Raw genomic sequence first — 22,552 nt, 5'->3', positions numbered from 1 at the left:
CCAGAAGCCGCTTCAGCCGGGTGTCCTCGTCCTCCAGAGCCTTCAGTCGCCGAGCTCGGAGACATCCATCCCGCCGAAGCGGGCCTTCCAGTTATAAATCGAGGCGTCGCCGACCCCGTGCTTGCGGCACAGATCGGCAACCGATACCCCGGCCTCATGTTCCTTCAAAATTCCGATGATCTGCTCGTCAGAGAAGCGGCTGCGTTTCATGTCCTGGTCCTCTCGATGGGCCAGAACGAACTTCAAACCGGATTAGATCAGAGGGGCAAGGTCAGGCTGAACCCAAGTGTTGTGACAATAGATGCGTTGCGTGCCTCCTATCCCAATGTCCACGGCCTCTGGGAAGCGTCCAGGTGCGTTCCTCCGGCAAGGACCACCCTTCCCGACACGTTCACGACCACCTTCTCGAAGTCGCTGGTGCGGCAATCGGGGAGTTCCTGCAGATGGGGGCTCAGCGTCGATGCGCTTGCCATGATTGGCATTGTGCCGGCTGACGATCTCATAGATTAACGCACCATAGACACCGATATCGTCAAAGTCCCTGCTGCCTCGCATCAGAAGATGCGTCACGAATGACATTCTTGAGATGGCCATAGGCGCTTTCGATCGCTCCATTCTAATGGGCGATGCCCTTCTTGTTGCGGGTCGGCGTCATGCGATAATGGGCGCACAGTTCCTCGCAACAAGAGCGCGGGCATTCGCCGGAAGATCCGGACAACTTTGAGAAATTCCGGCCTGTTGGCGCTTGGATCGGCCTAACAACACGCCGCTACCAATCCGGAGAAGTTGACTATTATGGCCATATGTCCCGGCGCGGCGACCGCCATTTGCGAGGGGCTCTCTACGAGGCTGGGTCTGTCATCCTGACCCGCAACTCGAGCAACAGCAGCCAGCGCGTATGGCGCCTTAACCTCCGGCAGCGAATTGGCTTCAAACGAGCGGCCGTGGCCGTGGCGCAAATTTGGCGGTGTCATGCATACGATGCTCAAGACCGGTGAGTCTTCGATTCGAATAAAGGAGCCGCAACGTGAATCTCCGGATAGCGTTCAAGACCTGGGTACCTGCGAGATCCCTGCCGGGGCGTGAGCCGAGCCATTCCGCTGATTGGGTTGCACCGCTGATCCAGCAAAGTGCGTCGTCCACATCGAGGCTCCTCTCGCGAAGCTCCTCATGCGACGACCGATGTCGACCGCGAAGGCAACCATGCACCGGGTAGTGTCGTCTCAATTCAATACATGCTTGACGTCCCAGCCGCGATTAGACCTCCATCAACTCCTGAGAAGGTGGAGTGAACGTCCGGGTATGCTGGAGGCTCCAAAACTTGAGAAGGTGGAGCCATGCCGAGCAAGACGACCAGGTCCGCGCCCGCGCGGCGCGGCTGGTGCTGGATCACGAACATGAACTTCCTCGCGCAGGGCAGCGATAAACTCGATCGCGGCCAAGATCGCTTGCACGCCCAGACGCTGAACGAGTGGATGAAGAAAACCGAGATCGTTGCCGGCAAGCGGCCCGACGTGCCGACGGTACATGGCCGCGAGGTTGAAGCTCTCGGGCGGGAGAACCTGGAGCTTCGGCCGGCCAACGAGATCCTGCGCAAGGCGAGCGCTTATTTTGCCCGGGCGGAACTCGACCGCCGCGATCGCGGTGATGCATAGGCCGCCGGCGTGGATGGTAAGGTCGCTCATGGAACGCGTGATTGCGTTAGGCGCAGGATTTGCCGGAGGTCGAACCTCTTACGCAGCATTGCAGCAAAAATTTCTCAATTTTAAAGGAAAGCAGTGCTGAAGTCGGGGTATCCTCCTTAACCTGCTCTACGGGATCTCGGGAACACCCAATGAACACCTCGCCATCACGCTCTCTAGGAGTATTGGAACTTGAGTACGGACTGCCACCGCACGTCCTCCCCCGGTATCCAGCGGGAGCTTTACTTAATCCTGACACGTTCGCCTTCCCTGTTATCTCGGAAACTGTGCCTGGAGCCTGGGCGGACACTCTCATACCTGGCAATGCAGACCTTGAGTCAGCCTGCATCGCGGCAGCTCAGCGCTTAGTGGAGCGCGGCGCCGCAGCAATCACGGCCGATTGCGGATTCTTTATCCGGCACCAACTAGCTGTGGCCAAAGCGGTGCCGGTTCCAGTCGCGCTATCGAGTCTGCTCATGGTGCCGACATTAATCCGCCAATTGCCCCTCTCCGCCAAGCTTGCTGTCGTAACGGCCGACGCTAATCACTGCGGAAGAGACCTGCTTGGGGTGAGTGATCCGGCCGAGCAGTCGAGGGTTGTGATAGGTGGGATCGAAGGTGGTAATTATTGGAACGGTTTCATGAAACGTACGCTACCGTCGACCGACCTCGCAACGATCGAAACGGATTTTGCAGCCTGCATTACGCGGTTAGTTAACGCGCACCCGGACATCGGCGCAATCCTATTCGAGTGCACAGCGATACCGTTCGTCGCGCCAGCTATGCGCCGCCTCACCAATTTGCCACACTACGACATCACGAACCTCGTTCAACTCATGATGGCGGCGATTCGCTGAATGCGGCTATGAACTGGCGCATAGCATCTGCTGGTCTCCCCTGAAAAGTACTCTAATCGCTCTGATAAAGATTTCATTTTCGATCGTGTCCCCTGGCGTAGATGTTATAGGGCGAGCGGGCGAGGGTGTGGCATCTTTCGGCGCTGTTAGAACCAACTCTTCAGAAGGAGGCGCCCCATGCAGCAGTCTTTTGACGCAAGCCTGTCCCTTACCGCTCTCGAACAGGATAACACGACCGTCGCCGTCATCGAAATGAACAAGGCGAAGCGGCTGATTGCCGCGCTTGTTCCGGGATTCAATCGCCAGCCGCTGAAAGAAGATTGATGCCGACGCGCCATCATTGTTGAAGCTGCTGCAGCGCTGGCGCGACGAAGCCGGCCAGGCCGGGCATACGATCAAGCGGATCGCCGTCGCCATATGAGGCGGCCGGCGACGGCTTCTGGCTGGCGCGCTGGCTTCGGGCGCGCGACATCGAGGCCTATGCCATCCACCCTGCCAGCGTTGCGGTGTCGCGTGAGTACCGGCGTGCCAAGACAGATCGGCTCGACACGGAGCTTTTGATGCGCGCCTTCCTCGGCTGGCTGCGTGGCGAGAAGCGCCATTGCAGTATGGCGGCGATCCCGACGCTCGAAGAAGAGGGCGCGCGGCCGAACCGCGAGCGACAGACCTTGGTCGGTGAGCAGACGCGGCTGAGGCAACGGCAGAGCTGCTCGAGAGCACTCCTGATAGCCGCGCCGCATCCAGGCGCGTTCCATGTGCTGTCGCGCCAAGGGATAGACGGATCGACGGTCAACCCGAAGCGAATCTATCGCCTTTACAAGGAGATGGGTCTGCAGCTCAGGAACAAGACGCCAAAGCGGCGGGGGAAGGCGAAGCTGCGGGAGGATCGTGTCGATGCCACACCAGGTCTGGGCGATGGGCTTCGTGCACGACCAACTGCGGCCGGCCGCAAGATCCGCATGCTTGCCGTCGTCGATACCTTCTCGCGCTTCCGCGCTTCTCGCCAGAAGGGTGTCGGGCTCGACTTCTCCGGCCAGGCAAGCCGACGGACAATGCGTTCATCGAGCCTTTCAACGGGAAGTTCCGGGCGGGGTTCCTGAACGCCTCACTGGCTACTGAGCCTTGAAGACGCCCCTCAGCGCGATCGGCAACAGGCCGCCGATATCGCTCATGAAAGGCTCATCGGCGGCCGCCCCGCCATGATCCTAGCTCCCCAGTGTCACAATCTCTCGCCCATCACCTCACGCCGCGCCAGATGAGGTTTGCTTCGCGCTCTGATGTCCTTTTTCAAGCATTTCTCCATGCAGAATGGCTCGGGTAGTTGATCGCTCGAGGTTCGGTTCTGTAGGCGCATATTGGTGGGGACGAGGCGCGGGACGGTGGTGAACAAGCTCTGATGCGCGGATTGGTTACCGCAAAGCGCGAACGGGAATTCCCCTTGCGACTGCCTGCGTCCCCGCCAATATGCGCGATCTGTCGTTTGTCCTGGCTTGCGTCAGGCCTCCGCCATATGCATGCTTGCCATCGCCCACATGAAGGCGGCCACTTCGCAGGCGATGGCCGTCACGGCGACCGTGCTGCGCTTTCCTCTCGCCGTCAGCGTTCTGTACCTGCTTGTCAGTCGCGATTGGGCATTCCAGGCGATCTCCCGGAGTTCTTCCGATCTGGACGTACTTCCTCTTGCCGAGCCTGGCCGGGTATCGGTAGGCCCATGCGCTCTCTGCTAGCACGCGGCTCACGCGGGCGTTTCCAGTCCTGGTAATGCTCCCGCGGATGACGGACTTGCCGGTGGAGCTTTCGGACGGCACTAGCCCGAGATAGGCCATGAGTTGGCGTGGGTGACTGAAGCGGCGTACATCGCCATCTCAACCATGAACGTCACCGCGCAGATCGGCCCGACGCCACGCAGTGCCTGCAGGCGTTCAACCACCGGTGTGAGCGACCAGTCGGCCAAGCTGTCGTCGATGGCCTTCTCAAGACGAGCAACCCGCTCCCGGCACTGCGCTTCGGCAACAATCAACTCCTGCAAAACCGCATGCTGGGCGGGATAAGGGAAACTGAACTCATGCAGCATTTGAAATACTTCGTGCCCCATGCCTTTCGCCCGGCGTAGGCCCTCCCGTGTCGCAGCAGGAACGAACGGATCTCCTGCCGCTTGCGTGTTCGATATTTCACAGCTGCCTCGCGGGCGCGCAAAAAGGTCGCGCATCGCCCCATGCGCGGCGTCCGGTGTCCAGATCTCGGTCAGTTCGTCGGCGCGGTGTAGCCGAGCCAGCTTCACGGCGTAGCGTCGGTTGGTCTTTATGCTATCGCCCCGGTCTCCGAGGAATCAAGGGAGCAATCACCGCGCAATCCTGACCGAGTGCATCGAGCTGCCGCTTCAACCCGTAGCCCGTCGGACCAGCCTCATAGCAAAAGCGCAGTCGAACTCCAGGCCGCCCCAGCTTGCGAACCAGGCGGCGCACCGATGCCAGATCTGAAGAAGTAGTCCCGAAATATCGGACCTCGCCGTGGCCTTGGTAAAATCCAAACCGACAAAAATTTCTCTATATTCTTCCATGGTTCGTCCTCCTGGCTTGAGGATAGGCTCAAGGGAGCAACCCTCGTTCAACAGAACCAGTGTAGGGCGAACCACCCTTCTCGGGCCACGCCAAAAAGACATACGGTCTTGCGGATCTGTGAGGGCGAAAGCCGAATGGCTGAGCTGCTCGAGCCCCGACAAAGTTGTGACAAAGCAAACAGGCAGAATCGCACGCGAAAGGTCGACGTATTGAACTGACAACGTTTTTTGAGTTGGCACACCTCTTGCACTCTGAACTGCGACGTTCACCCAGCAATGGAGCTGTTCGATGTCCGTATCGACGATTCGCTTGAGAGCTATTCCTCGGCCAGTTGCTCGCGACGGAACGGGCCTATGCAGGAGACATTATCGGCGCGTTGGTCTCTTGTACTGAGCAGCCAAAGTGCGCGGTCACTTGATACGCGCTCACTTCTATGGCGACCCGATTTTTTGCCCGGTTGGCGAGCGCAGGCGTACGTTTGCAAGCGATCGACATCGTTTCAAGCTCCTGTGGTTGCACGGGAACACGTTTCGCGGGTCGCCTGGAGGCTAGCTGGACGTATTAGGTAACGGGCAACGCAAACCAGTTTTCGACTAGTACGCATAAAGGAAAGTCAAATTCTAAACCCAGCGGCAGGAGAATCGAACATGTCTGATGATTTGAATTATGGCGAGATTTACGCTCCGATCTATCAAGAATACACCACCGTGCAAGGTAAAGTCGCTGAGGTAGACCAGACTGTCGGCTTTCTTGAGCGATACTGCAGCGGGGGCAGTGCTCTCGAACTGGGTATAGGCGACGGGCGCGTGGCAGTGCCGTTAAGCGGGCGCGGCGTCAAGGTCGAAGGTATCGATAATTCGTGCAGCATGTTGGAACTTCTCGCCAAGCGCACCGATCTAATCAAGGCTTGGCAGGGAGATATTGCCCATTTCAGAACAGAGCAACGCTACAGTATGGTGTATTGCGTTTATTTCACGTTCACGCTGCTCTTCACGCGCGAAGAGCAAATAGCTTGCCTCCGATCTGCCGCGGCGGCGATAGATGATGAGGGGATTTTGGTGATAGAACTGGATGTACCAAGCTTGGATCCTCGCATCCGCGGCCAGAAAACTACAACGGTGCGGCTAGTGGATCATGAGAATACGATCCTCAATGTGGCTGTCCACGATCCACTAAACCAGAACTTGATTTCAACGCTCCTCTGGTTTTCTGGTACGTCGGTCAGACGTCTGCCGCAACGCACTCGTTACGTTTATCACCAGGAACTCGATACCATGGCTGAATGCGTGGGGCTGGAGCTAGCGGAGCGGTGGGGAGATTGGGCGAGAGGTGCGTTCACCGAAGGATCCAACCGTCATATCTCAGTCTACCGCCGAAGCAGCCGCAGTCCGGGGATTTTCCGCGGAAAGGCTTAAATAAGCCTCAATTGGGCGCCTTTGATAAGCACCTGGCCTTTGAGGGCCTGAGCAGATTCACTCTCGCGGTGATTGCTGGCAGACACGGGATGCGGGGCAGGCTGGGTTATGGGACATTGACGAGCGCTATGTGCGGCTGAGAGGCTGGGGATCCGCTGGAAAAGCTGAACGCGGTGATCCGTGGGAAGTATCTCGCAAGCGGCTGGCCAAGGCGCTGAAGCGATCGGCTGGCGCGAAGTGCGGTAGGCCGCCCCTCGACACGGTGATGATGTTCAGGATCATGGTGCTACAGGCGCTCTACAGTCTCTCGGACGATCAGGCGGAGTTCCAAATCCAGGATCGGCTGTCCTTCATGCGAGACGATCTGGCTGTTCCGGGAGCCACGCAGGCCCGCGCGGTGGAGAATCTGTTCGCCCACTTCGACAAGCACTTTACCAAGGCCGGCTATCTTGCGATGGGCGGGCAGATCGTCGACGCCAAGATCATGGCGGCGCCGAAGCAGCGCGATGCTGGTGCCGAAAAGGCCGACACCAAGGCAGGCAAGGTCCCGGACGAGTGGAAAGACAAGCCTGCCAAGATCCGCCAGAAGGACCGCGACGCGCGCTGGACAGTGAAGTTTTGGAAGGCGAATGCCGACGAGGAGGGAAAGATTGAGCAGCGCGACATCGCGGTTCCCGCCTTCGGCTATAAAGAACCATGCTGCAATCGATCGCGGACACGGCTTCATCCGCGGCTGTGTCGCCTCGGCTGGAAGATTGGACAGGTAGTACTTGCGTTCGTCGTTAGAGCGCCGCTCGCCAACCAGCCAGGCTTCCTCGCCCGGCATGTGCTGCTGTCCCTTGTTGATGATACGCTGCGGACTGCATCCGCAAATTCGAATGCGCAGGGCAGCAAAGCGCGTCGCGGTCAATCGACCTTTGGTGCCGCGACGCCACTTTCCTCGATGTGGAAGCTGCAAGGATCGTTTCGGCTGCTGTCGATTAGGTATCGGGGATGGAATGCTTGCGTGGCCGTCCATGACCAGCAACAGGAAAGATCAATGCGACATCATTGCCGATCAGATAGCTCGGAAGCTTGGAGAAGAAGCTGATCATCTGCTTCCTGAGCAGCCTCCACCACGACAACGGTCAAAGCCTATGTGAAACGGGGCAAGAACGACGCTGCGGATGCCGAGGCGATCTGCGAAGCCGTCCGGCGCCCGACCATGCGCTTTGTTCCGGCCAAGACACCGGAGCGGAGCAGCAGAGCATCCTGATGGTTCACCACCCGAGCTCTGGTCGTGCGCCAGCCCATGATCGCGGCGAACGCTCTGCGGGCGAATCTGGCAGATTCCGGTCTGGTCTGCAACCCAAGTGTGGCGAACCTCGTGAAGCTTGCCCGCGCCGTCTTTGACGAGCTCGATCCGCAGCATATTGGAGCGAAGACACCCTCAGGAAAGGTTCACAGGTCAATCTTGTGTCAATGCCGCTCGAATTTTCCCCAAAAGTGCCGAAGTAAAATTCCCCAGTTTCGCCGCTCAGACTGTCGCGGAGGGGTGTCCATTTTTCGGTGGCCGGCCGCGCGGCCGCGATGGTGGATTTAATGTCGGCGGCGTGATGGAGGCTTTTGATCGCAAGTGTTCGGGCATGAGCTCGGCGTGCTGGCGGAGCCGATAACTCGATCCTTCGATCTGGACGACGACCGCATGGTGAAGCAGGCGATCGAGAAGTGCGGTTGCGACGACAGGGTCGCCGAAGACCTCGCCCCATTCGGCGAAGCCGCGATTTGAGGTGAGAATCATTGCGCCCTTCTCGTAGCGGGCGTTGACGAGTTGGAAGAACAGATTGCCGCCACCGTGGACGACGGGCAGGTAGCCGATCTCATCGACAACGAGCAGAGCAGGCCGGCAGAAGAAGCGGATGCGTTCCTGCAGGCGGCCATCGCGTTCGGCCCTTTGCAGCGCGGCGATGAGTTCGGCGAGCGTGCAGAAATAGACGCTCTTTCCAGCCTTCACAGCCTCGACTGCAAGCGCAATGGCCAGATGGCTCTTGCCTGTGCCGGGCGGGCCGAGGAAGTGGACGACCTCGCAGCGGGCGACGAAGCCGAGTTGGGCCAGCGTGAAGATTCGATCGCGGTCGAGCGAGGGCTGGAAAGAGAAGTCGAAGCCGGCGAGCGTCTTGACCGTGGCCAGGCGCCCCATGCGCAGTGCGGTCTTGATCCGGCTGTTCTCGCGCAGGGTCAACTCTTCCGAGAGGAGGATGTCCATGGCTTCGAGGGCGGCGATCTCGCCTTTCTCGAGCCGGCGCACGACATGATCGAGCGCTTCGAGCGCCCGCGGCATCTTCAGGCCGACGAGGTCGTGGCGGATCCGGTCGATGGTGGATGGCGTGGTGTCGAGCGCGTTCGCCATCACCCGGGCGACGGCGTCGTAGAAGGCCAACGGGCGCTGAGCGATCCTGTCGCCCGAGCCATGAAGAATGACCTCGTCGTTCCTCAGTCTTTGTCGGCGCGTGTGGACGTGGATGTTGCGATGACCCGGCTCGACATGACGCTGGTGCCGGCCTTCGAGAATAGGTTGGGTGGCAATCAGTGCGCCGTCCTCGAAGATGCGCAACTCTTCGGCCAGCGTGTGTACCTCGACGACACGGCGCCTGGTGGCGTCGGGCACGCTGTAGAAATTGCCGCCGACGCTGACCATGCCCTCCCGGCCGATACGTCGCTCGAGCTTTAGGACCGATCGGAACGGAGCCAAGGGCAGCGGCCGCAGCGCTGCCCGCTCCTCGGCGAAAGCTTCGTTGACGACACGCCTTGTGGTGGCGTGAACCCTCGGGTTTGCGACCGTGTCCAGCCAGTGACGCAACTGGGCGTTCAGGTCTTCGAGATTGCGAAAGGAGCGGGCCAGGAAGAAGTCCTCGCGAATGTAGCGGAACGGCCGCTCGACCTTGCCTTTCGTTTTGGGGCGGTAGGCCGACACGCCTTGGGATGGAAACCATAGTGGCGGGCAAGATCGACGAGGGCACGGTTGTAGACGATGCCGCCGGTATCGCCTTCACCGATCACAGCCGTCTTCACACGGTCGTAAAGCACTTCGCGAGGAGCGCCGCCCAGCGCCTCGAAAGCTCCAGCATGGCAGCGCAACACAGTCGGCAGATCCTGGTGGACGACGAAGCGTGCCCAGATAAGGCGACTGAAGCCAAGCACCATGGAGAATAGCCAGACGATTCTCGGCGTGGTCGGCTCATCGGCAAAGACGACATTGAACTGGGCGAAGTCGACCTGCGCCTGCTCGCCGGGCGAGCTCGAAGCGAACCTCGTATCCACGCTCCGCCGCGGCAGGACGGACGTCGCACAGGAAGTCGGTAACGGTCGTGTAGCCGCCGCCATAGCCGAGGTCCTTCAGTTCGCGGAAAAGCCGGCTGCCGGTAAGCCCGGGATATCGCATGACGCCTTCGCGAAGATAGGCTGTGAAGGGATCGATCACCGCCTGACGCGGCTTGCGCGGTCCGTAGGCCGGAGCCTCGAGCCCGCGCGCAATGTATTTGCGCACCGTCTTGTGGTCGATCCCGCTCTCCCTGGCGATCGCCGACACCGACAGGCCCTGCCGATGCAAATCCAGTATCATCATCATCTCCCCGTTCTTGATCACCGAAATCCCTCTCCCGACCATCAGGAGAAGCATCAACGATCACGCGCCGCCGGTCTCCCGGAGCGCGCTCCGCAAGACCGGCGACAGCGCTAAACTGGGGAAGATTCAAACGGCACTTCTGGGGAGTATTGAGCCGGCATCGACAATCTTGAGATCGCCGGCGTCCGGCATGACCACCACGCTCCGATCTGCCGGACCTATATCCTTGGCAAATCGTCCGATCGCTTGCTGCGCATCCATGGAAGCGCAGCTCGCCGGCCTCGAGGCGGGGCTGGATCTAATCCGTGCCGGCGCCGTCAGCGGCGACGTGGCCAAAGTGATTCACAACACAACCGAGAAACACGGATTCAAGAACCGGTCGCGCGCCGGATATTCCATCGGTATCAACTGGATGGAAAAGACGACCAGCCTCAAGCTGGGCGATTCGACGGTTCTCGCGCGGACGCATCAATCCGGCAAGGCTCGAATAAGGCGGCCTGGCGACACTTTCAGCCGATGCGCCGCGCTTCGCCACGAGTGGGCGATGCAGGCCCCGAAATCGTCGAGAAAGCACGCCACCGCGCGATCGTATTTGGCACCGTAGTCAGTCTGGACACCGGCAGCCAGATCGCGAGCGATCGCCCCCGAGGGCGCCTGCTAGGCGGCCTGCGCTCGCGCTTTAAACTCCGGCCAGACATCCTCCGGCACCTTGGCGGCGAGATTGCGCATGCGGTGGGCAAGGCAGCGCGGCCCGTGGGAAGGCAAACCGAGACCACCAGCAGCGGGTCGACGAGCCACGCAACTTCATGTCCTCCAAGAAGGCCGTCGCCGTCTCGGCGTCCTCCTTTGAGCCCGCCATAAGATGCGACAGCTCCTTGCGGCCCTCGCTCATGAAGCCCCATGCGCCAGCACCGGCTCCCGCTTCTGCCCCGGCCGCAGCCGTTCGGCGAAGCCGTCGACGAACACATAGGTGATCTCGTACTCCGACAGCACAGTGTGATGCTCGGATTTGGTGGCGAACTTTGCATCTATCCATCCCATGTCCGCCCGATCAAAGCCGGTTTACAACGGACGACTCCCACCGAATGGCGGGCAGTTTGCCATCTACATCCTAGATGGTTGTGATATCGATTCTGTGCTTGCCAGATCCAGGACGCCACGCAATCGTAATTCCCACGCCAAATAACAAAGGGAACGGGCTTCGCACCACGGTCCTAGCCGGGCTGGGATCGCGACGAGAACAGGCCCAGAGCTTGAAGGGAGGATAGAATGAACGAGTGGTCATTTGGCCGTCGTGCAGTGATGAAGGCGATGCTGGCAGTATCGGCAGCACCCTGGGTCTTGCACTCAAGGGCGTTCGCCTCGTCGTGCGACGATCACATCGTGCGCCTCGGCGGAGTCACCGCCCCCGACACGATGAACCCCTTTGCTAGCTGGAACGTGTACTGGCCGCTGGTCTTTACCTATGACTGGCTGGTCGGCGTCGAGGCCCAGCGCTACCCCGATCGGAAGGGTTTCGCCAAGGAGTGGTCCGTTGGCGATGACACCCTCACGTGGACCTTGAAGATTTGGCCTGAGATGAAATGGTCGGATGGCCAGCCCGCCACGGCCAGAGACGCCGCGTTCACCTACAACTATCTTCGCGGCTCCATGGGAACGCCCGACGAGCTGAGCGTCGGCTGGAACAACACTAACGGCTTGCAAAATGTCGAGTCCATCAGGGCCGTCGACGACGAGACGTTGCAAATCGTCACCAAGGTCCCCACCCGCTGGCCGATCGACCACCACACGATGATCGTTCCCGAGCACATTTGGAAAGGAATCAGCTACGCCGATGCGCGCGGCACCTTTCGCAACGACCCGCCGCTGGTGGGCACGGGGCCAATGATCGTTTCGGAGTTTCAGCAGGGGCAGTTTGTCCGCCTCACGCCGAACGCATATTTCCGCACGGGACAACCAGCAACGGCTGGCGTGATCTTCCACCTTTTCAATACGGCCGATCCGATTGCGCAGGGTCTTAAGAGCGGTAGCCTCGACTATGGCTACGGTTTGACGGTTGCGCAATGGGCCGACCTCTCGAAGGATTCTGCCATCCTAGTCGGAGAATCGCCCGTCGATCAGCGCGATTACCTGGCCTTCAACACCGCTTCCGGGGACGGGGCGGGAAGCACCAAAGCCCTGCAGGATGTGGCGTTTCGTGATGCGATCGGCTACGCGATCGACCAGAAGGTCATCGTCGATCGAGCCATGCGCGGACACGCCGCCCATGGCGTCGGGGCGATCCCGCCGACGCACGCCAATTTCTATTCGGACCTGAGCGATATCAGACGCCACTTCGATCTCGCGGAGGCGGGCCGGCGGCTCGATGCCGCCGGTTATCGGGACACCAACAGCGATGGCATGCGGGAGGACAAAGAGGGAAACAGCCTCCGACTCGAGCTGATCACGGGATCTGGCTCAGGTAACCTGGTGATACCGGTCGCGGCCGTGCAGCTTATCGCTGGCTGGCTCGGACAAATCGGCATTCCCGTATCGGTGACCCAGCTTGACCCCGGCGCACTCGATGCCCGCACGGCAGCGCCGGAACATGGCGGCGGAGGCTGGGATCTGCTGATTACCAATAGCTACCCGTCCCCCACCCCTCAAGACCTGCTCGGCTTCGCTAGCAGCAAGCAAATCGGCACTGGCAACAGATCGTTTTGGACAAATGCAAAATTCGACGAGCTTCTGTCGGAAATCGAGACGTCCGTCGACCTCGAAAAAAGCAAGGAGCTGGTCGATCAGGCGGCGCGCCTCCTTTACACCGAAGCGCCCTACATCATGCTGAGTTATCCCTTCCTGCTCGACGCCCATCGCAAGGATTGCATCGAAGGTTGGGGGACCCAGGATATACTGTCGATGAATACTTACTTCCCTCTCGATCGGCTGAAGCCGGTCAACCAATAGATCTGTTGGAAGGCACTGGATGACCCATCGCATCGGGCAGATTCTCATCAGGGCGATTGTGACGCTTCTTATGGTGGCAATCCTAAACTTCATCTTGTTTCGAATCGTTCCCGGCGACCCCGCCAGGCTGCTGCTGGCAGGGGCGCGCACCGCCGTAACCGCTAAGCAGATCGAAGCGCAGCGCCAGCGCTGGGGCCTTGACCGGCCGCTGATCCCGGATCAGGTGGTGGACTACTTGTCGGCCACTCTCCATGGCGATCTCGGATTTAGCTTCAAGTTCAGGGGCAGGTATGTCGCCGATCTAATTTTAGAGCGATTGCCTGCCACCATCGTCCTGGTTGGTCTGGCCCAATTCATCGCTATCCTGTGCGGGGTTGTGCTGGGCCTGTATGCGGGTTGGCGCAGAGGAGGGGCTATTGACCAGATCGCCACGGGAGCCTCTCTGGCGCTATACTCTACGCCGTCTTTCTGGGTAGGCATGCTCCTGGTAGTTGTCTTCAGTACGGCATTGGGCTGGCTTCCTGGCTACGGTGTATATTCACCCGGCGCAACGATCGGTTTTTTTGACGGGCTGCTCGATCACCTGCGGCATCTAGCGCTTCCGGTTGCCGCGGTGGCGCTTGGCCTGATTGGGCAATACGTTGTAGTAGCTCGTGCTGCGATGAGTGACGTCGTCACCGAGGACTATATGGTGACGGCGCGAGCCAAGGGGCTCACTAATGGCCAGATGCTGGTACGTCACGCATTCCGCAATGCAATGCTGCCGGTCGTGACCTTGGTTACCCTCAATCTCGGTTATGTGGTGGCGGGTGCCATCACCGTGGAAGCCGTATTTGCCTGGCCAGGAATAGGCGGTCTTACGGTGGAGGCGCTCAATGCGCGCGACTACCCAGTCCTTCAGGGCATTTTCCTGTTGCTCGGCGCCTCGATCGTTATCGCCAACCTCATGGCCGATCTTGCCTACGGCCTTCTTGATCCTCGAGTCCGGAAATGAGCGAAAGTACTGTTCAATCTCTTTCGCGTGGCCGGACGCGAGCGCTCAAGAACTTTTTGCGTCAGTTTCTGGGCCATGGCGGAGCTCAACTCGGCTTGTTGTGTCTGGTATTATTTCTTGTTATGGCAGCTGTGCCCAATATTCTGGTGGGACCGCTTCAGACTGCGATCAATGCAACCGGCGATTTCCTCGCATCGCCATCAAGCCAGCATTTGCTGGGGACAGACGAAGTTGGGCGGGACGTGCTCAACCTGGTCGTCCATGGTGCCCGGATCTCGCTTACGATCGCGCTACTGGCGACCGTGATTAGCCTCATCGTCGGGACTACGGTCGGAATGACCGCGGGCTACTTTGGTCGTTGGGTGGACGATTGGCTGATGCGCTTGACAGACTTCTTTTTCGTCATGCCCTCCTTCGTGCTGGCGCTGGTCATCACACCCGTAGTGCTTGAGGTCATGGGCCGCGGCGGAGAAATCCTTGGCTTCCGTCCTTCCCTTTTTGTAATCATTGTCGTCATCGGTATGACGAGTTGGGCGTTCGTCGCACGTATCGTTCGCAGCCAAACACTGTCGCTCAGGGAGCGAACATTCATTGATCGCGCGCGCGTTGCGGGCAGCAGCAATCTCAGCATCATGGTGCGGCACATCCTGCCCAATCTCGTGCCGCAAATCGCAGCTAATGGTGCTCTGGTCGTCGCCGGCGCAATTTATGTCGAGACATCGCTCTCGTTCCTCGGGCTTGGCGATCCGTTGCAGCCTTCATGGGGTACTTTGCTTTCGCTCGCTCAGAGCGCGGGTGCGGCGAGCGCTGGAGCCTGGTGGTACCTCGGTGCCCCCGGGCTGTGCGTACTCACGGTTTCTCTGAGTTTCGTCCTGATTGGCAATGCGCTCGACGATACATTCAATCCACGGCGGCGGGTAATTCCATGACGGGCTCCCTCCAAGACAAGGCATCGCTTCTAGAAGTCGACGGGCTCTCTGTCGAGTATCGGCTTAACGGCCTTTCATTGCGAGCAATCGATGACGTAAGCTTCGCGCTTCGAGCGGGAGAGGCCATTGGCCTCGTCGGAGAATCGGGCAGCGGGAAGACCACCACTGCAATGGCGATCGCGGGTTTGTTGTCGCCTAACGCGCGTGTCAGCAGCGGCGAGGTGCGCTATCGCGGAGAGCGACTGCCGATCGATGACGATGCCGCGATGCGGCCACATCGCTGGAGCGAAACGTCCGTTGTCTTCCAGGGCGCAATGAATGCGCTCAACCCGGTACACCGCATCATCAAGCAGATCGCCGAGCCGTGCAGGCTGAAGCTCGGCATGTCGCGTGGCGGGGCGACTGCGCGGGCAAGGGAGCTCCTCGAGCTCGTCGGCATTCCGGCCGATCGTGGTTTCGCCTATCCTCACGAACTGTCGGGCGGAATGCGACAAAGGGTGATGATCGCAATGGCGCTCGCATGTCGCCCTTCGATCGTCATTGGCGATGAGCCGACCACGGCGCTGGACGTCATTATCCAGGCTCAGATCCTGAAGCTGCTAGGGGAACTGCGATCACAGCTTAACCTCGCCGTCATTTTGATCACCCACGACCTGTCTGTGGTTGCTGAGGCTTGTGATCGCGTCATGATCATGTACGCGGGCCGGATCGTCGAGGACGGCACTGTTGCTGAGATATTCGCCCAGCCTAAGCATCCATACACCAAACTGCTGATCGACTCGATCCCGAACCCGGCTAACGGCAAAAAGATGATCCGGCCCATTCCCGGTGATCCCCCCAATTTGGTGAATCGACCCTCAGGCTGCGCCTTCCATCCGCGTTGCCCGTCGGCTATCGGGATTTGCGCGACCGAATTCCCCAGTCTCGATGAGTTCGGGCAGGGACGCGTTGCCTGTCACCTTCACCGGTCCTCGCAAGAAGACAAGGTCGCAGCTCATGCCTGATACCGCGGACTTCCTGCGTCTCGAGAAACTACAAGTTCATTTTCCTATCCAGGGCGGACTGTTCGACCGTGTCCTGGGCCGACCTGCCGGCACCGTGCGCGCGGTGGACGGGATCGACCTCGACGTCGGACGGGGTGAGATCGTCGCCCTGGTCGGAGAATCGGGAAGCGGCAAGACGACTGTGGGCCGCGTCATCACCAAGCTTGCCCACCCGACAGGCGGCAGGTTGCTGTTCGAGGGCCACGACATGACCTCGGAGCGAGGCGCCTCGGCCCTGCGTCCTTACCGGCATCGCGTGCAGATGATCTTCCAGGACGCTTATCAGGCACTCAACCCGCGACACACCGTGTTCGATATTGTGGCAGAACCGCTGCGTTCACTACGGCTGGTCAAGAACGACACCCAACTCGCCGAGCGTGTGAGCGAAGCGCTTGCGTCCGCCGGGCTCAATCCTCCCGGTGATTTCTTCGCCCGCTTCCCACACGAACTATCAGGAGGGCAGCGCCAGCGGGTCGTGATAGCCGGAGCACTTGCCGTCAGGCCGGAGCTCATCGTTGCTGATGAACCTGTCTCGATGCTCGATGTCTCGATACGCTCACAGATTCTTCAGGTCCTCGTCGACCTGCGCGATAAGCACAACATGGCGCTGTTGTTCATCACGCATGACCTGCCGCTTGCCTGGTTGATCGCCGACCGGATTGCGGTTTTGTATCTTGGACGGTTGGTCGAGATCGGCAGGGCCGACGACATCACGTTCAATCCCCGCCATCCTTATACAGTCGCGTTGAGCAACGCCACGCCAAAGGTGCGCGTCGGCGTAAGTCACATTGATTTACCAGCCCTCGAGGGGGAGGTCCCAAGCGCCGCACGCATCCCGAAGGGGTGTCGTTTTCATCCACGTTGCCCTATGGCAATCGATCGGTGCCGGCAAGAGGACCCACCAGCCGTCGAAGTGGGGCCGCAGCACATGTCCGCCTGCTGGCGGGCTGGCGAAGTGAAGGCTCGCTCGGAGCTTCTCGGAGTTGCGCGGTCGAGTTCCGTTGAGCCGCTCGAACGACGGCTAGTTTCAAGTTTGGTGAAAGATAGATGCCGCTCCTCCATAAGCGCGGAGGCTGGCGTCCCGGATCTCCCCGATCCTATTCGCGGCCCCTGATCGTCCCGCACTCATCACGGTTGCCACGCGACGATGACGACGTTGGGTCAATATAAGGAGTGCTGCAATGAAGTTAAGTGAGTATGTAGAGTGCGATGCAACCGATTTAGCCTCTCTCGTGCGCACGGGCGAAGTGACGCCCCTGAAGTTGACGCGGCTAGCCCGCGAGGCTTACGACGAGGTTAATCCGCGCATCAACGCCGTGATCGAATTCTACGAAGATGCTGAGACCGTTTCCGGCGCGAATGGAGGGCTCTTCCATGGCGTGCCTTTCCTTCGCAAGGATATTGGGGCCAGCGAAGCTGGCCGCCTCCAGGAAAATGGAAGCCGTCTTTTCAAAGGCTGCCGCTCCGACACCGAAAGCTATTTTTTTCGTCGCGCGCGAGAGGCCGGGCTTCGGACTCTAGGAAGAACAACGACGCCCGAGCTTGGTGCTACCGTGATGACGGAATCGATTCTCAATGGCATCACCGGCAATCCATGGGATTTGGAGCGCTCCGCGGGGGGCTCCTCCGGGGGAGCGGCGGCGGCGGTGGCCGCCGGCATCACTCCGATTGCGCATGGCAGTGACGGCGGCGGGTCAATCCGCATCCCGGCGTCCTGGTGCGGCCTTGTCGGGCTGAACCCGTCCCGAGGACGTGTTTCCGGTGGCCCGAACAGACAGGACGCAGGTTCTGGTCTCAGCCGCGACTTTGTTCTATGTCGGACTGTGCGCGACATGGCAGCCGCCTTGGATGTCTTTTCTGGTCCCCATCCCGGCGATCCATTCATCATCGTCCAGCCGAAACGTCCTTACGTGGAGGAACTCTCACAGCCCACCGGTCGTCTGCGGGTCGGGGTCGCGAGAACGAGTTGGGGCGCGGTCAACCTCGATCCGGAAGTGCTGTACGCTGTCGAGGCGACGGCAACGCTTCTGCAGGAGATGGGGCACACGATAACGGCTATCGAGCCACCATACGACCCCGATGAGTACCGCAGATTCTATTATCTCGCTGCAACAAGGGCGAGTTGGCTCGAAGAAGCGGCGCGAGCCATGGGGCGCACTATCAGTGCGGACACCTTGGAGCCGGTCAACCTCAAACGGTATGAATATGGCCGCGATTTGCCTCTTTCCCAAGCTGCGGACTTCCAAGAAGCTCTGCGGAGAATGCGTTTCCGCGTGGGTGAGGCAATCCATGCCTTCGATATTCTGCTGACCCCCACGATACCAATTGTGCCCGTGCCGCATGGCGGCATCTATTCTGCGGCGGTCTCCGCAGACGAGTACGTGGAAGCGAGTATGTCGGTTTGTCAGTACACTGAGGTGTTCAATGTCACGGGACAGCCTTCCGTGTCATTGCCGTTGGCGCAAACTACCAGCGGGCTGCCGATCGGTATTCAGATCGTCGGCCGTTTTGGCGACGAGGCCACACTGGTGCGTGTCGCACGCGATCTGGAGGAAACCAGACCGTGGCGCCAGCGGCAACCTAAGGTGCGAGCGGGACAGCTGGCGATCACCTCTAATGGTTTAGTTCTGAAATTCGAGCAATCTTCCGGAATTGAAAGCTTCGAACAGGCTTGCGGACGGTATTAAGCATCTCACGCAACGAATGATAGGTGTCTCGGCAATCCGAAAGCACAAAGGAGCAGAATAACCGTGAGGAGGACATTCAACACATTCTTCGGATTAGCGCGCTGCAATACTGCCTAGTAGCCACGGGTGCTTGGCACTCCTTGGCTTCTCCCACTAGATCAGGGAAAAAATATGCTTCCTTTTGTGCGTTGAACCGGAAAGAGCCCTAACAGGTTTCTGAACCTCTGATGGATCATCCCGTCATCCATGCAAAAGCGCTGAGAATTTAGGCATTGATGAAATAGGCGCCATTCTAGTCGATATGCTGACTAATATAGGGGGTTGAAAACTCAGCTGCTTCTACAGCGGGATTCGCACAGGCGCTGCGTTATTGCACGAACTTGGCCTATTGCAGCCTCCTGCGCGCGAGGCTGAAAGTCGAGAATCTTGACCAAGCATTATCCGCTGGGTGCAGGAATCCTGAACAAGACCATCCCGGTGGTGCGTGCTGGATGTTTCCTTCTCGGTCGAGGTTGGCGAGACGCTCTGCATCATCGGAGAATCCGGCTGCGGCAGTCACTATCGCGCGGCTCCTGATGCGGCTCGTCGAACCGACCGGCTGGGCGCGTGCTGTTCGACGGCACCGAGATTGCGGGTCTCAAGAGGCATACGGTTTATGCGTGGCGCCGACGTATGCAGATGGTCTTACCTGAACCGTCCACGTCGTTCAATCCGCGGCTCACCGCCGAACAGATCATTACCGGACCCGTCGAGAATTTTGGACACCTCCGCCGCAAGCAGCGCAAGGCGCTTGCGGCGGAGCTTCTGCAAAAGGTCGGATGTCGCCAGAGATGATGGACAGAGGTGCACGTTTCATCCGCGCTGTCTGCTCGCGGTTGAGCGTTACCGCATCGAAGTCCCGCCTTCAGATGTTTGATCCCAGGATCACATGACGATGCTGAGGTCAAGAGGTGTGTTAGGGCGGCATCGGCTCGATTGACCGAGCCGTGTCACGCAATCGGGCCCAGCCCAGAAGGCGAGACCCGTCTTTGATACGGCATTCCAGCCAGCTGGGATCTCGGTTCGCCTCCTGGATCCGCCGAGGCTGATCAGGCCTCGAGGGATGAGTGTATCGGTGTGATCTCGTCAGACGGCCTTCATGACAGCACCTTCGATGACGACGCCCGCGGTCACGTATTTCCACAGCGCCACGAGCAGCTTCCTTGCAAGGGCGACGATTTCTTTTTGAGGCGCCCACGCATCACGCGTTCGTGGAACCAGCGGGTAAGCGCTGAACTCGGTTGATTGCGCAGCCACAGCCAGGCCAACTCGATCATCGTCGTTCGCAGTCCGAGGTTGCCGGCCTTCGAGACGCCTTGCTCGTGCTGGACGGATCCGCTCTGCCAAGGCGTCGGCGCGAGCCCGGCATAGGCGGCGACCTGCCGGCGATTATCGAAGTGCCGGAACAGCCCTTCCGCGTAGAGGATGGCGGCACACTCGGGGCCGATACCCTTGAGATTACGGATTCCGACGTGAAGCCGGCCGCAATTCCGATCAAAGACCCGGCCACCGTTCCGATTTGAAGCCGGCCACCATTCCAATCAAAAGCCGGCCAGTTTTCGGCACTGAACATTACCTCCTGGGTCAGCAACTTTGGCATCAATCACCTCGCGATGAACGGGGACATTTTGATCCCGGCAAAGAGAAGGCTGATCATGAGACAATTGAGACAAATGCTGCGGCTTGCCGGAAGCGGGACGAGCTCCCGCGAGATTGCGGTCGTATTGGGGATAGCGCGCAGTACGGTGAAGGATAATTTGCAGCGTGCAGCCGCGGTTGGATTGAGCTGGCCCTTGCCGGGAAGCTGACCGACGATGCGCTTGAGCACAAGCTCTTCAGTCGCAACGGCGTCAAACAGGGCACGCGGCGACGCACGGAACCGAACTGGGCCGATCTTGCGGTCGAGCTCAAGAAGCCCGGCGTCACATTGCTCATCCTGCGGGAGGAGTATCGTGGGTCGCATCCCGGCGGTTACGGCTATAATCGCTTTTGTGAACTTCTAAGGGGATTTAAGCAGCGACTGTCACCGACGACGCGCTAGGAGCATGCGGCCGGCGACAAGGTCTTCGTCGATTATTCCGGCGAGAAGATCCCAATTGTCGATCGCAAGACCGGTGAGATCCGCGAGGCGGAGATCTTCGTGGCGGTGCTGGGTGCGTCCAGCTACACCTTTGCCGAGGCCACCTGGACGCAAACGCTCCCCGACTGGATTGGCTCGCATGTCCGGATGTTTCGTTTTTTTCACGCGTTCCCAGACTCCTCATTCCCGACAATCTGAAGTCTGGCGTCAGCCGCGCCAGTTTCTACGATCCCGAGATCAACCGCAGCTACGGCATGGCTTCCCACTATGGCGTCGGCGTTCTTCCGGCACGGCCAAGAAAGCCTCGGGATAAATCGAAAGTGGAGAATGGAGTGCGTTTCGCCCAGTCCTGCATTCTGGGGCGCCTGCGCAACCAGACTTTCTTCTCGCTGGCTGAGGCCAATGCCGCCATTGCCCAGGCGCTCGATCGCATCAACGACCACGTCATGCGCCGGCCGGTCGTCAGTCGCCGGCAGCTCTTCGAGACCGTCGAGCGCCTGCCAGTCTTCCACTGGAGGATTGAGTTTGCCGAATGGCGTGTGGCCCGCGTCTCGACGGATTATCACGTCGAGTTCAAGGCCTTCTTTTATTCCTTGCCCCACAGCCTCATTCGTCAGCAGGTCGATCTGAGAGCAACGGCGCGCACCATCGAGATCTTCCACCGCGGCAAGCGCGTCGCGGTGCATCAGCGCCGCTATGGAGGTCCTCGCCATGGAACCGATCCGGATCACATGCCCAGTTCCCACCGGCGCTATGCCGAATGGACGCCGGAGCGCTTTCGGCGTTGGGCCGCGTCGATCGGGCCACAAACCGAAGGCCTAGTCATCGCAATTCTCGCCAGCCGTCCGCATCCAGAGCAGGGCTTTCGAACATGTCTGGGCATCCTGCGCCTGTTTCGCGACATCGATCGCAATCGGGCTGAAGCCGTGTCAGCCCGCGCTGTCGAGATCGGTGGCCTGAACTGCAACAGCATTGCTTCGCTCATCGCCAATTACAAGGCCGCACGCCATTCCATCGAACCAACCGCCATCGTCGATCACGCCAATCTGCGCGGCCCTGATTACTTTCATTGAGGAGATCCACCCATGCTGATCAATCCCACCATCGACATACTGCGAGAGCTCGGCCTTTACGGCATGGCAACCTCTTTCCAGGAACTCGACGCACAGTCCGAAGTGCGCGGCCTCGAGCCCGGCGAATGGCTTGCCATGCTGCTCGGACGCGAGGCGACCATGCGCCGCCAGAAGCGTTTCGAGGCTCGCGCCAGGGCTGCCAAGCTTCGCCATGACGCGCAGATCGAGAATGCCGACTTCCGCGCCGCACGCGGCCTCGACCGCAATATGTTCATGGCGCTTGCCGGCTGCGACTGGATCAGAAAGCATCACGGTCTTCTTGTCACCGGACCAGCCGGCGTCGGCAAAAGTTGGCTTGCCTGCGCTCTCGGCCACCAGGCCTGCCGCGAAGACTTCTCAGTCGCCTACCACCGGGTTCCCAGGCTGTTCGCCGTTCACGGCCGATGCGATGGTCCTCCTCCTTGACGCTCGGTACCCCAACCATCGCGCACACTTGCGGCTCGCCTCGTTTGTAGGCGAGCAGCGCACGCACCAACGCCTCACCATCGATCTTGTCGGTCTTGGCACGACGTCGCCGGCGCGACGTGGGATCGTGCCCCATGGCGTGGTGTAGGTAACGGCATTGGTCGCCGTGCTCTCCGG

Annotated in this window: 13 protein-coding genes and 14 pseudogenes; 17 read left to right on the top strand and 10 right to left on the bottom strand. The window is 59.9% G+C overall.

What is annotated here, in order from left to right; translation table 11 throughout:
* Nucleotides 1-210, bottom strand: a pseudogene (locus E5X88_RS31505) (transposase); the annotation flags it as partial.
* Nucleotides 211-310: 100 nt separating this feature from the next.
* Nucleotides 311-679: pseudogene (locus tag E5X88_RS31500) on the bottom strand (IS21 family transposase); the annotation flags it as partial.
* A gap of 21 nt (nucleotides 680-700) precedes the next feature.
* On the opposite strand from E5X88_RS31500, the pseudogene E5X88_RS31495 reads away from it, so the two are divergent.
* The 4 genes and pseudogenes from E5X88_RS31495 to E5X88_RS31480 form a co-directional block, all read left to right on the top strand.
* Nucleotides 701-1,086: pseudogene (locus E5X88_RS31495) on the top strand (transposase); the annotation flags it as partial.
* 235 nt (nucleotides 1,087-1,321) lie between these two features.
* Nucleotides 1,322-1,636: pseudogene (locus E5X88_RS31490) on the top strand (hypothetical protein); the annotation flags it as partial.
* A 198-nt stretch (nucleotides 1,637-1,834) separates the two neighbouring features.
* Nucleotides 1,835-2,539, top strand: coding sequence for a hypothetical protein (locus tag E5X88_RS31485; protein WP_292168080.1), 705 nt, complete (start codon nucleotides 1,835-1,837; stop codon nucleotides 2,537-2,539).
* A gap of 177 nt (nucleotides 2,540-2,716) precedes the next feature.
* Entirely contained in the window at nucleotides 2,717-2,863 is a 147-nt protein-coding gene (locus tag E5X88_RS31480) for a hypothetical protein (RefSeq protein ID WP_292168078.1), read from the top strand.
* 13 nt (nucleotides 2,864-2,876) lie between these two features.
* On the opposite strand, the gene E5X88_RS31475 is transcribed toward E5X88_RS31480, so the two are convergent.
* A complete protein-coding gene (locus E5X88_RS31475; protein WP_292168076.1) occupies nucleotides 2,877-3,011 on the bottom strand; it encodes a hypothetical protein in 135 nt (44 codons plus the stop codon).
* A 319-nt stretch (nucleotides 3,012-3,330) separates the two neighbouring features.
* Here E5X88_RS31475 and E5X88_RS31470 point away from each other — a divergent pair.
* Nucleotides 3,331-3,669: pseudogene (locus E5X88_RS31470) on the top strand (integrase core domain-containing protein); the annotation flags it as partial.
* A 365-nt stretch (nucleotides 3,670-4,034) separates the two neighbouring features.
* Here the strand turns inward: E5X88_RS31470 and E5X88_RS31465 are convergent.
* A pseudogene (locus tag E5X88_RS31465) lies at nucleotides 4,035-5,099 on the bottom strand (IS110 family transposase).
* Nucleotides 5,100-5,747: 648 nt separating this feature from the next.
* Between E5X88_RS31465 and E5X88_RS31460 the strand changes: the two are divergent.
* On the top strand, nucleotides 5,748-6,515 hold the full coding sequence (locus E5X88_RS31460) for a trans-aconitate 2-methyltransferase (RefSeq protein WP_292168074.1): 768 nt from the start codon (nucleotides 5,748-5,750) through the stop codon (nucleotides 6,513-6,515).
* A gap of 742 nt (nucleotides 6,516-7,257) precedes the next feature.
* On the opposite strand, the pseudogene E5X88_RS31455 reads toward E5X88_RS31460, so the two are convergent.
* A pseudogene (locus E5X88_RS31455) lies at nucleotides 7,258-7,561 on the bottom strand (IS701 family transposase); the annotation flags it as partial.
* A gap of 83 nt (nucleotides 7,562-7,644) precedes the next feature.
* Between E5X88_RS31455 and E5X88_RS31450 the strand changes: the two are divergent.
* A pseudogene (locus E5X88_RS31450) lies at nucleotides 7,645-7,758 on the top strand (IS110 family transposase); the annotation flags it as partial.
* A gap of 273 nt (nucleotides 7,759-8,031) precedes the next feature.
* On the opposite strand, the gene istB reads toward E5X88_RS31450, so the two are convergent.
* Together istB and istA (E5X88_RS31440) are read right to left on the bottom strand one after the other, a co-directional pair.
* Nucleotides 8,032-8,904, bottom strand: coding sequence for an IS21-like element helper ATPase IstB (gene istB / locus E5X88_RS31445; protein WP_292168082.1), 873 nt, complete (start codon nucleotides 8,902-8,904; stop codon nucleotides 8,032-8,034).
* Nucleotides 8,893-10,140 (bottom strand): annotated as a pseudogene (gene istA, locus E5X88_RS31440) (IS21 family transposase); the annotation flags it as partial. The pseudogene istA (E5X88_RS31440) and the gene istB, both read right to left, overlap by 12 nt.
* Nucleotides 10,141-10,309: 169 nt before the next feature.
* Here istA (E5X88_RS31440) and E5X88_RS31435 point away from each other — a divergent pair.
* Nucleotides 10,310-10,723, top strand: coding sequence for a M24 family metallopeptidase (locus tag E5X88_RS31435; protein ID WP_292168072.1), 414 nt, complete (start codon nucleotides 10,310-10,312; stop codon nucleotides 10,721-10,723).
* Nucleotides 10,724-11,007: 284 nt separating this feature from the next.
* Here E5X88_RS31435 and E5X88_RS31430 read toward each other — a convergent pair whose 3' ends face one another.
* The gene (locus tag E5X88_RS31430) at nucleotides 11,008-11,160 is read right to left on the bottom strand and encodes a hypothetical protein (RefSeq protein ID WP_292168070.1); all 153 of its coding nucleotides are present in this window, start codon (nucleotides 11,158-11,160) and stop codon (nucleotides 11,008-11,010) included.
* Nucleotides 11,161-11,388: 228 nt separating this feature from the next.
* On the opposite strand from E5X88_RS31430, the gene E5X88_RS31425 reads away from it, so the two are divergent.
* The 7 genes and pseudogenes from E5X88_RS31425 to E5X88_RS31395 form a co-directional block, all read left to right on the top strand.
* Entirely contained in the window at nucleotides 11,389-13,065 is a 1,677-nt protein-coding gene (locus E5X88_RS31425) for a peptide ABC transporter substrate-binding protein (RefSeq protein ID WP_292168069.1), read from the top strand.
* Between the two features lie 19 nt (nucleotides 13,066-13,084).
* Complete coding sequence (locus E5X88_RS31420; RefSeq protein WP_292168067.1) at nucleotides 13,085-14,059, top strand: ABC transporter permease; 975 nt, start codon at nucleotides 13,085-13,087, stop codon at nucleotides 14,057-14,059.
* Nucleotides 14,056-14,988, top strand: coding sequence for an ABC transporter permease (locus E5X88_RS31415; protein WP_292168066.1), 933 nt, complete (start codon nucleotides 14,056-14,058; stop codon nucleotides 14,986-14,988). The genes E5X88_RS31420 and E5X88_RS31415 overlap by 4 nt, the downstream gene beginning before the upstream one ends.
* On the top strand, nucleotides 14,985-15,992 hold the full coding sequence (locus E5X88_RS31410; RefSeq protein ID WP_292168065.1) for an ABC transporter ATP-binding protein: 1,008 nt from the start codon (nucleotides 14,985-14,987) through the stop codon (nucleotides 15,990-15,992). Before E5X88_RS31415 ends, E5X88_RS31410 begins: the two co-directional genes overlap by 4 nt.
* Nucleotides 15,985-17,145 carry an ABC transporter ATP-binding protein gene (locus E5X88_RS31405; protein WP_292168063.1) on the top strand — a complete coding sequence of 387 codons (1,161 nt, stop codon included), beginning with the start codon at nucleotides 15,985-15,987 and terminating at the stop codon, nucleotides 17,143-17,145. The genes E5X88_RS31410 and E5X88_RS31405 overlap by 8 nt, the downstream gene beginning before the upstream one ends.
* A 67-nt stretch (nucleotides 17,146-17,212) precedes the next feature.
* Nucleotides 17,213-18,718 (top strand): amidase, encoded by a 1,506-nt coding sequence (locus E5X88_RS31400; protein ID WP_292168061.1) that lies wholly within the window; start codon nucleotides 17,213-17,215, stop codon nucleotides 18,716-18,718.
* A 423-nt stretch (nucleotides 18,719-19,141) separates the two neighbouring features.
* Nucleotides 19,142-19,560, top strand: a pseudogene (locus tag E5X88_RS31395) (ATP-binding cassette domain-containing protein); the annotation flags it as partial.
* 283 nt (nucleotides 19,561-19,843) lie between these two features.
* Here E5X88_RS31395 and E5X88_RS31390 read toward each other — a convergent pair.
* Nucleotides 19,844-20,223, bottom strand: a pseudogene (locus E5X88_RS31390) (transposase); the annotation flags it as partial.
* A 165-nt stretch (nucleotides 20,224-20,388) separates the two neighbouring features.
* Between E5X88_RS31390 and istA (E5X88_RS31385) the strand changes: the two are divergent.
* Together istA (E5X88_RS31385) and E5X88_RS31380 are read left to right on the top strand one after the other, a co-directional pair.
* A pseudogene (istA, locus tag E5X88_RS31385) lies at nucleotides 20,389-21,910 on the top strand (IS21 family transposase).
* A gap of 12 nt (nucleotides 21,911-21,922) precedes the next feature.
* A pseudogene (locus E5X88_RS31380) lies at nucleotides 21,923-22,342 on the top strand (ATP-binding protein); the annotation flags it as partial.
* On the opposite strand, the pseudogene E5X88_RS31375 reads toward E5X88_RS31380, so the two are convergent.
* Nucleotides 22,338-22,552, bottom strand: a pseudogene (locus E5X88_RS31375) (hypothetical protein); the annotation flags it as partial. The pseudogenes E5X88_RS31380 and E5X88_RS31375 overlap by 5 nt on opposite strands.

The sequence above is a fragment of the Mesorhizobium sp. genome (genome assembly GCF_004962245.1).
GTDB lineage: Bacteria > Pseudomonadota > Alphaproteobacteria > Rhizobiales > Rhizobiaceae > Mesorhizobium.
This window is presented reverse-complemented; position numbering and strand designations above follow the sequence as displayed.

What these genes read in the sequence shown, in the direction of transcription:
- E5X88_RS31485 (WP_292168080.1), top strand. Translation starts at nt 1,835, where the DNA reads ATGAACACCTCGCCATCACGCTCTCTAGGAGTATTGGAACTTGAGTAC.
- E5X88_RS31480 (WP_292168078.1), top strand. Translation starts at nt 2,717, where the DNA reads ATGCAGCAGTCTTTTGACGCAAGCCTGTCCCTTACCGCTCTCGAACAG.
- E5X88_RS31475 (WP_292168076.1), bottom strand. Translation starts at nt 3,011, where the DNA reads ATGTCGCGCGCCCGAAGCCAGCGCGCCAGCCAGAAGCCGTCGCCGGCC.
- E5X88_RS31460 (WP_292168074.1), top strand. Translation starts at nt 5,748, where the DNA reads ATGTCTGATGATTTGAATTATGGCGAGATTTACGCTCCGATCTATCAA.
- istB (WP_292168082.1), bottom strand. Translation starts at nt 8,904, where the DNA reads ATGGCGAACGCGCTCGACACCACGCCATCCACCATCGACCGGATCCGC.
- E5X88_RS31435 (WP_292168072.1), top strand. Translation starts at nt 10,310, where the DNA reads ATGACCACCACGCTCCGATCTGCCGGACCTATATCCTTGGCAAATCGT.
- E5X88_RS31430 (WP_292168070.1), bottom strand. Translation starts at nt 11,160, where the DNA reads ATGGGATGGATAGATGCAAAGTTCGCCACCAAATCCGAGCATCACACT.
- E5X88_RS31425 (WP_292168069.1), top strand. Translation starts at nt 11,389, where the DNA reads ATGAACGAGTGGTCATTTGGCCGTCGTGCAGTGATGAAGGCGATGCTG.
- E5X88_RS31420 (WP_292168067.1), top strand. Translation starts at nt 13,085, where the DNA reads ATGACCCATCGCATCGGGCAGATTCTCATCAGGGCGATTGTGACGCTT.
- E5X88_RS31415 (WP_292168066.1), top strand. Translation starts at nt 14,056, where the DNA reads ATGAGCGAAAGTACTGTTCAATCTCTTTCGCGTGGCCGGACGCGAGCG.
- E5X88_RS31410 (WP_292168065.1), top strand. Translation starts at nt 14,985, where the DNA reads ATGACGGGCTCCCTCCAAGACAAGGCATCGCTTCTAGAAGTCGACGGG.
- E5X88_RS31405 (WP_292168063.1), top strand. Translation starts at nt 15,985, where the DNA reads ATGCCTGATACCGCGGACTTCCTGCGTCTCGAGAAACTACAAGTTCAT.
- E5X88_RS31400 (WP_292168061.1), top strand. Translation starts at nt 17,213, where the DNA reads ATGAAGTTAAGTGAGTATGTAGAGTGCGATGCAACCGATTTAGCCTCT.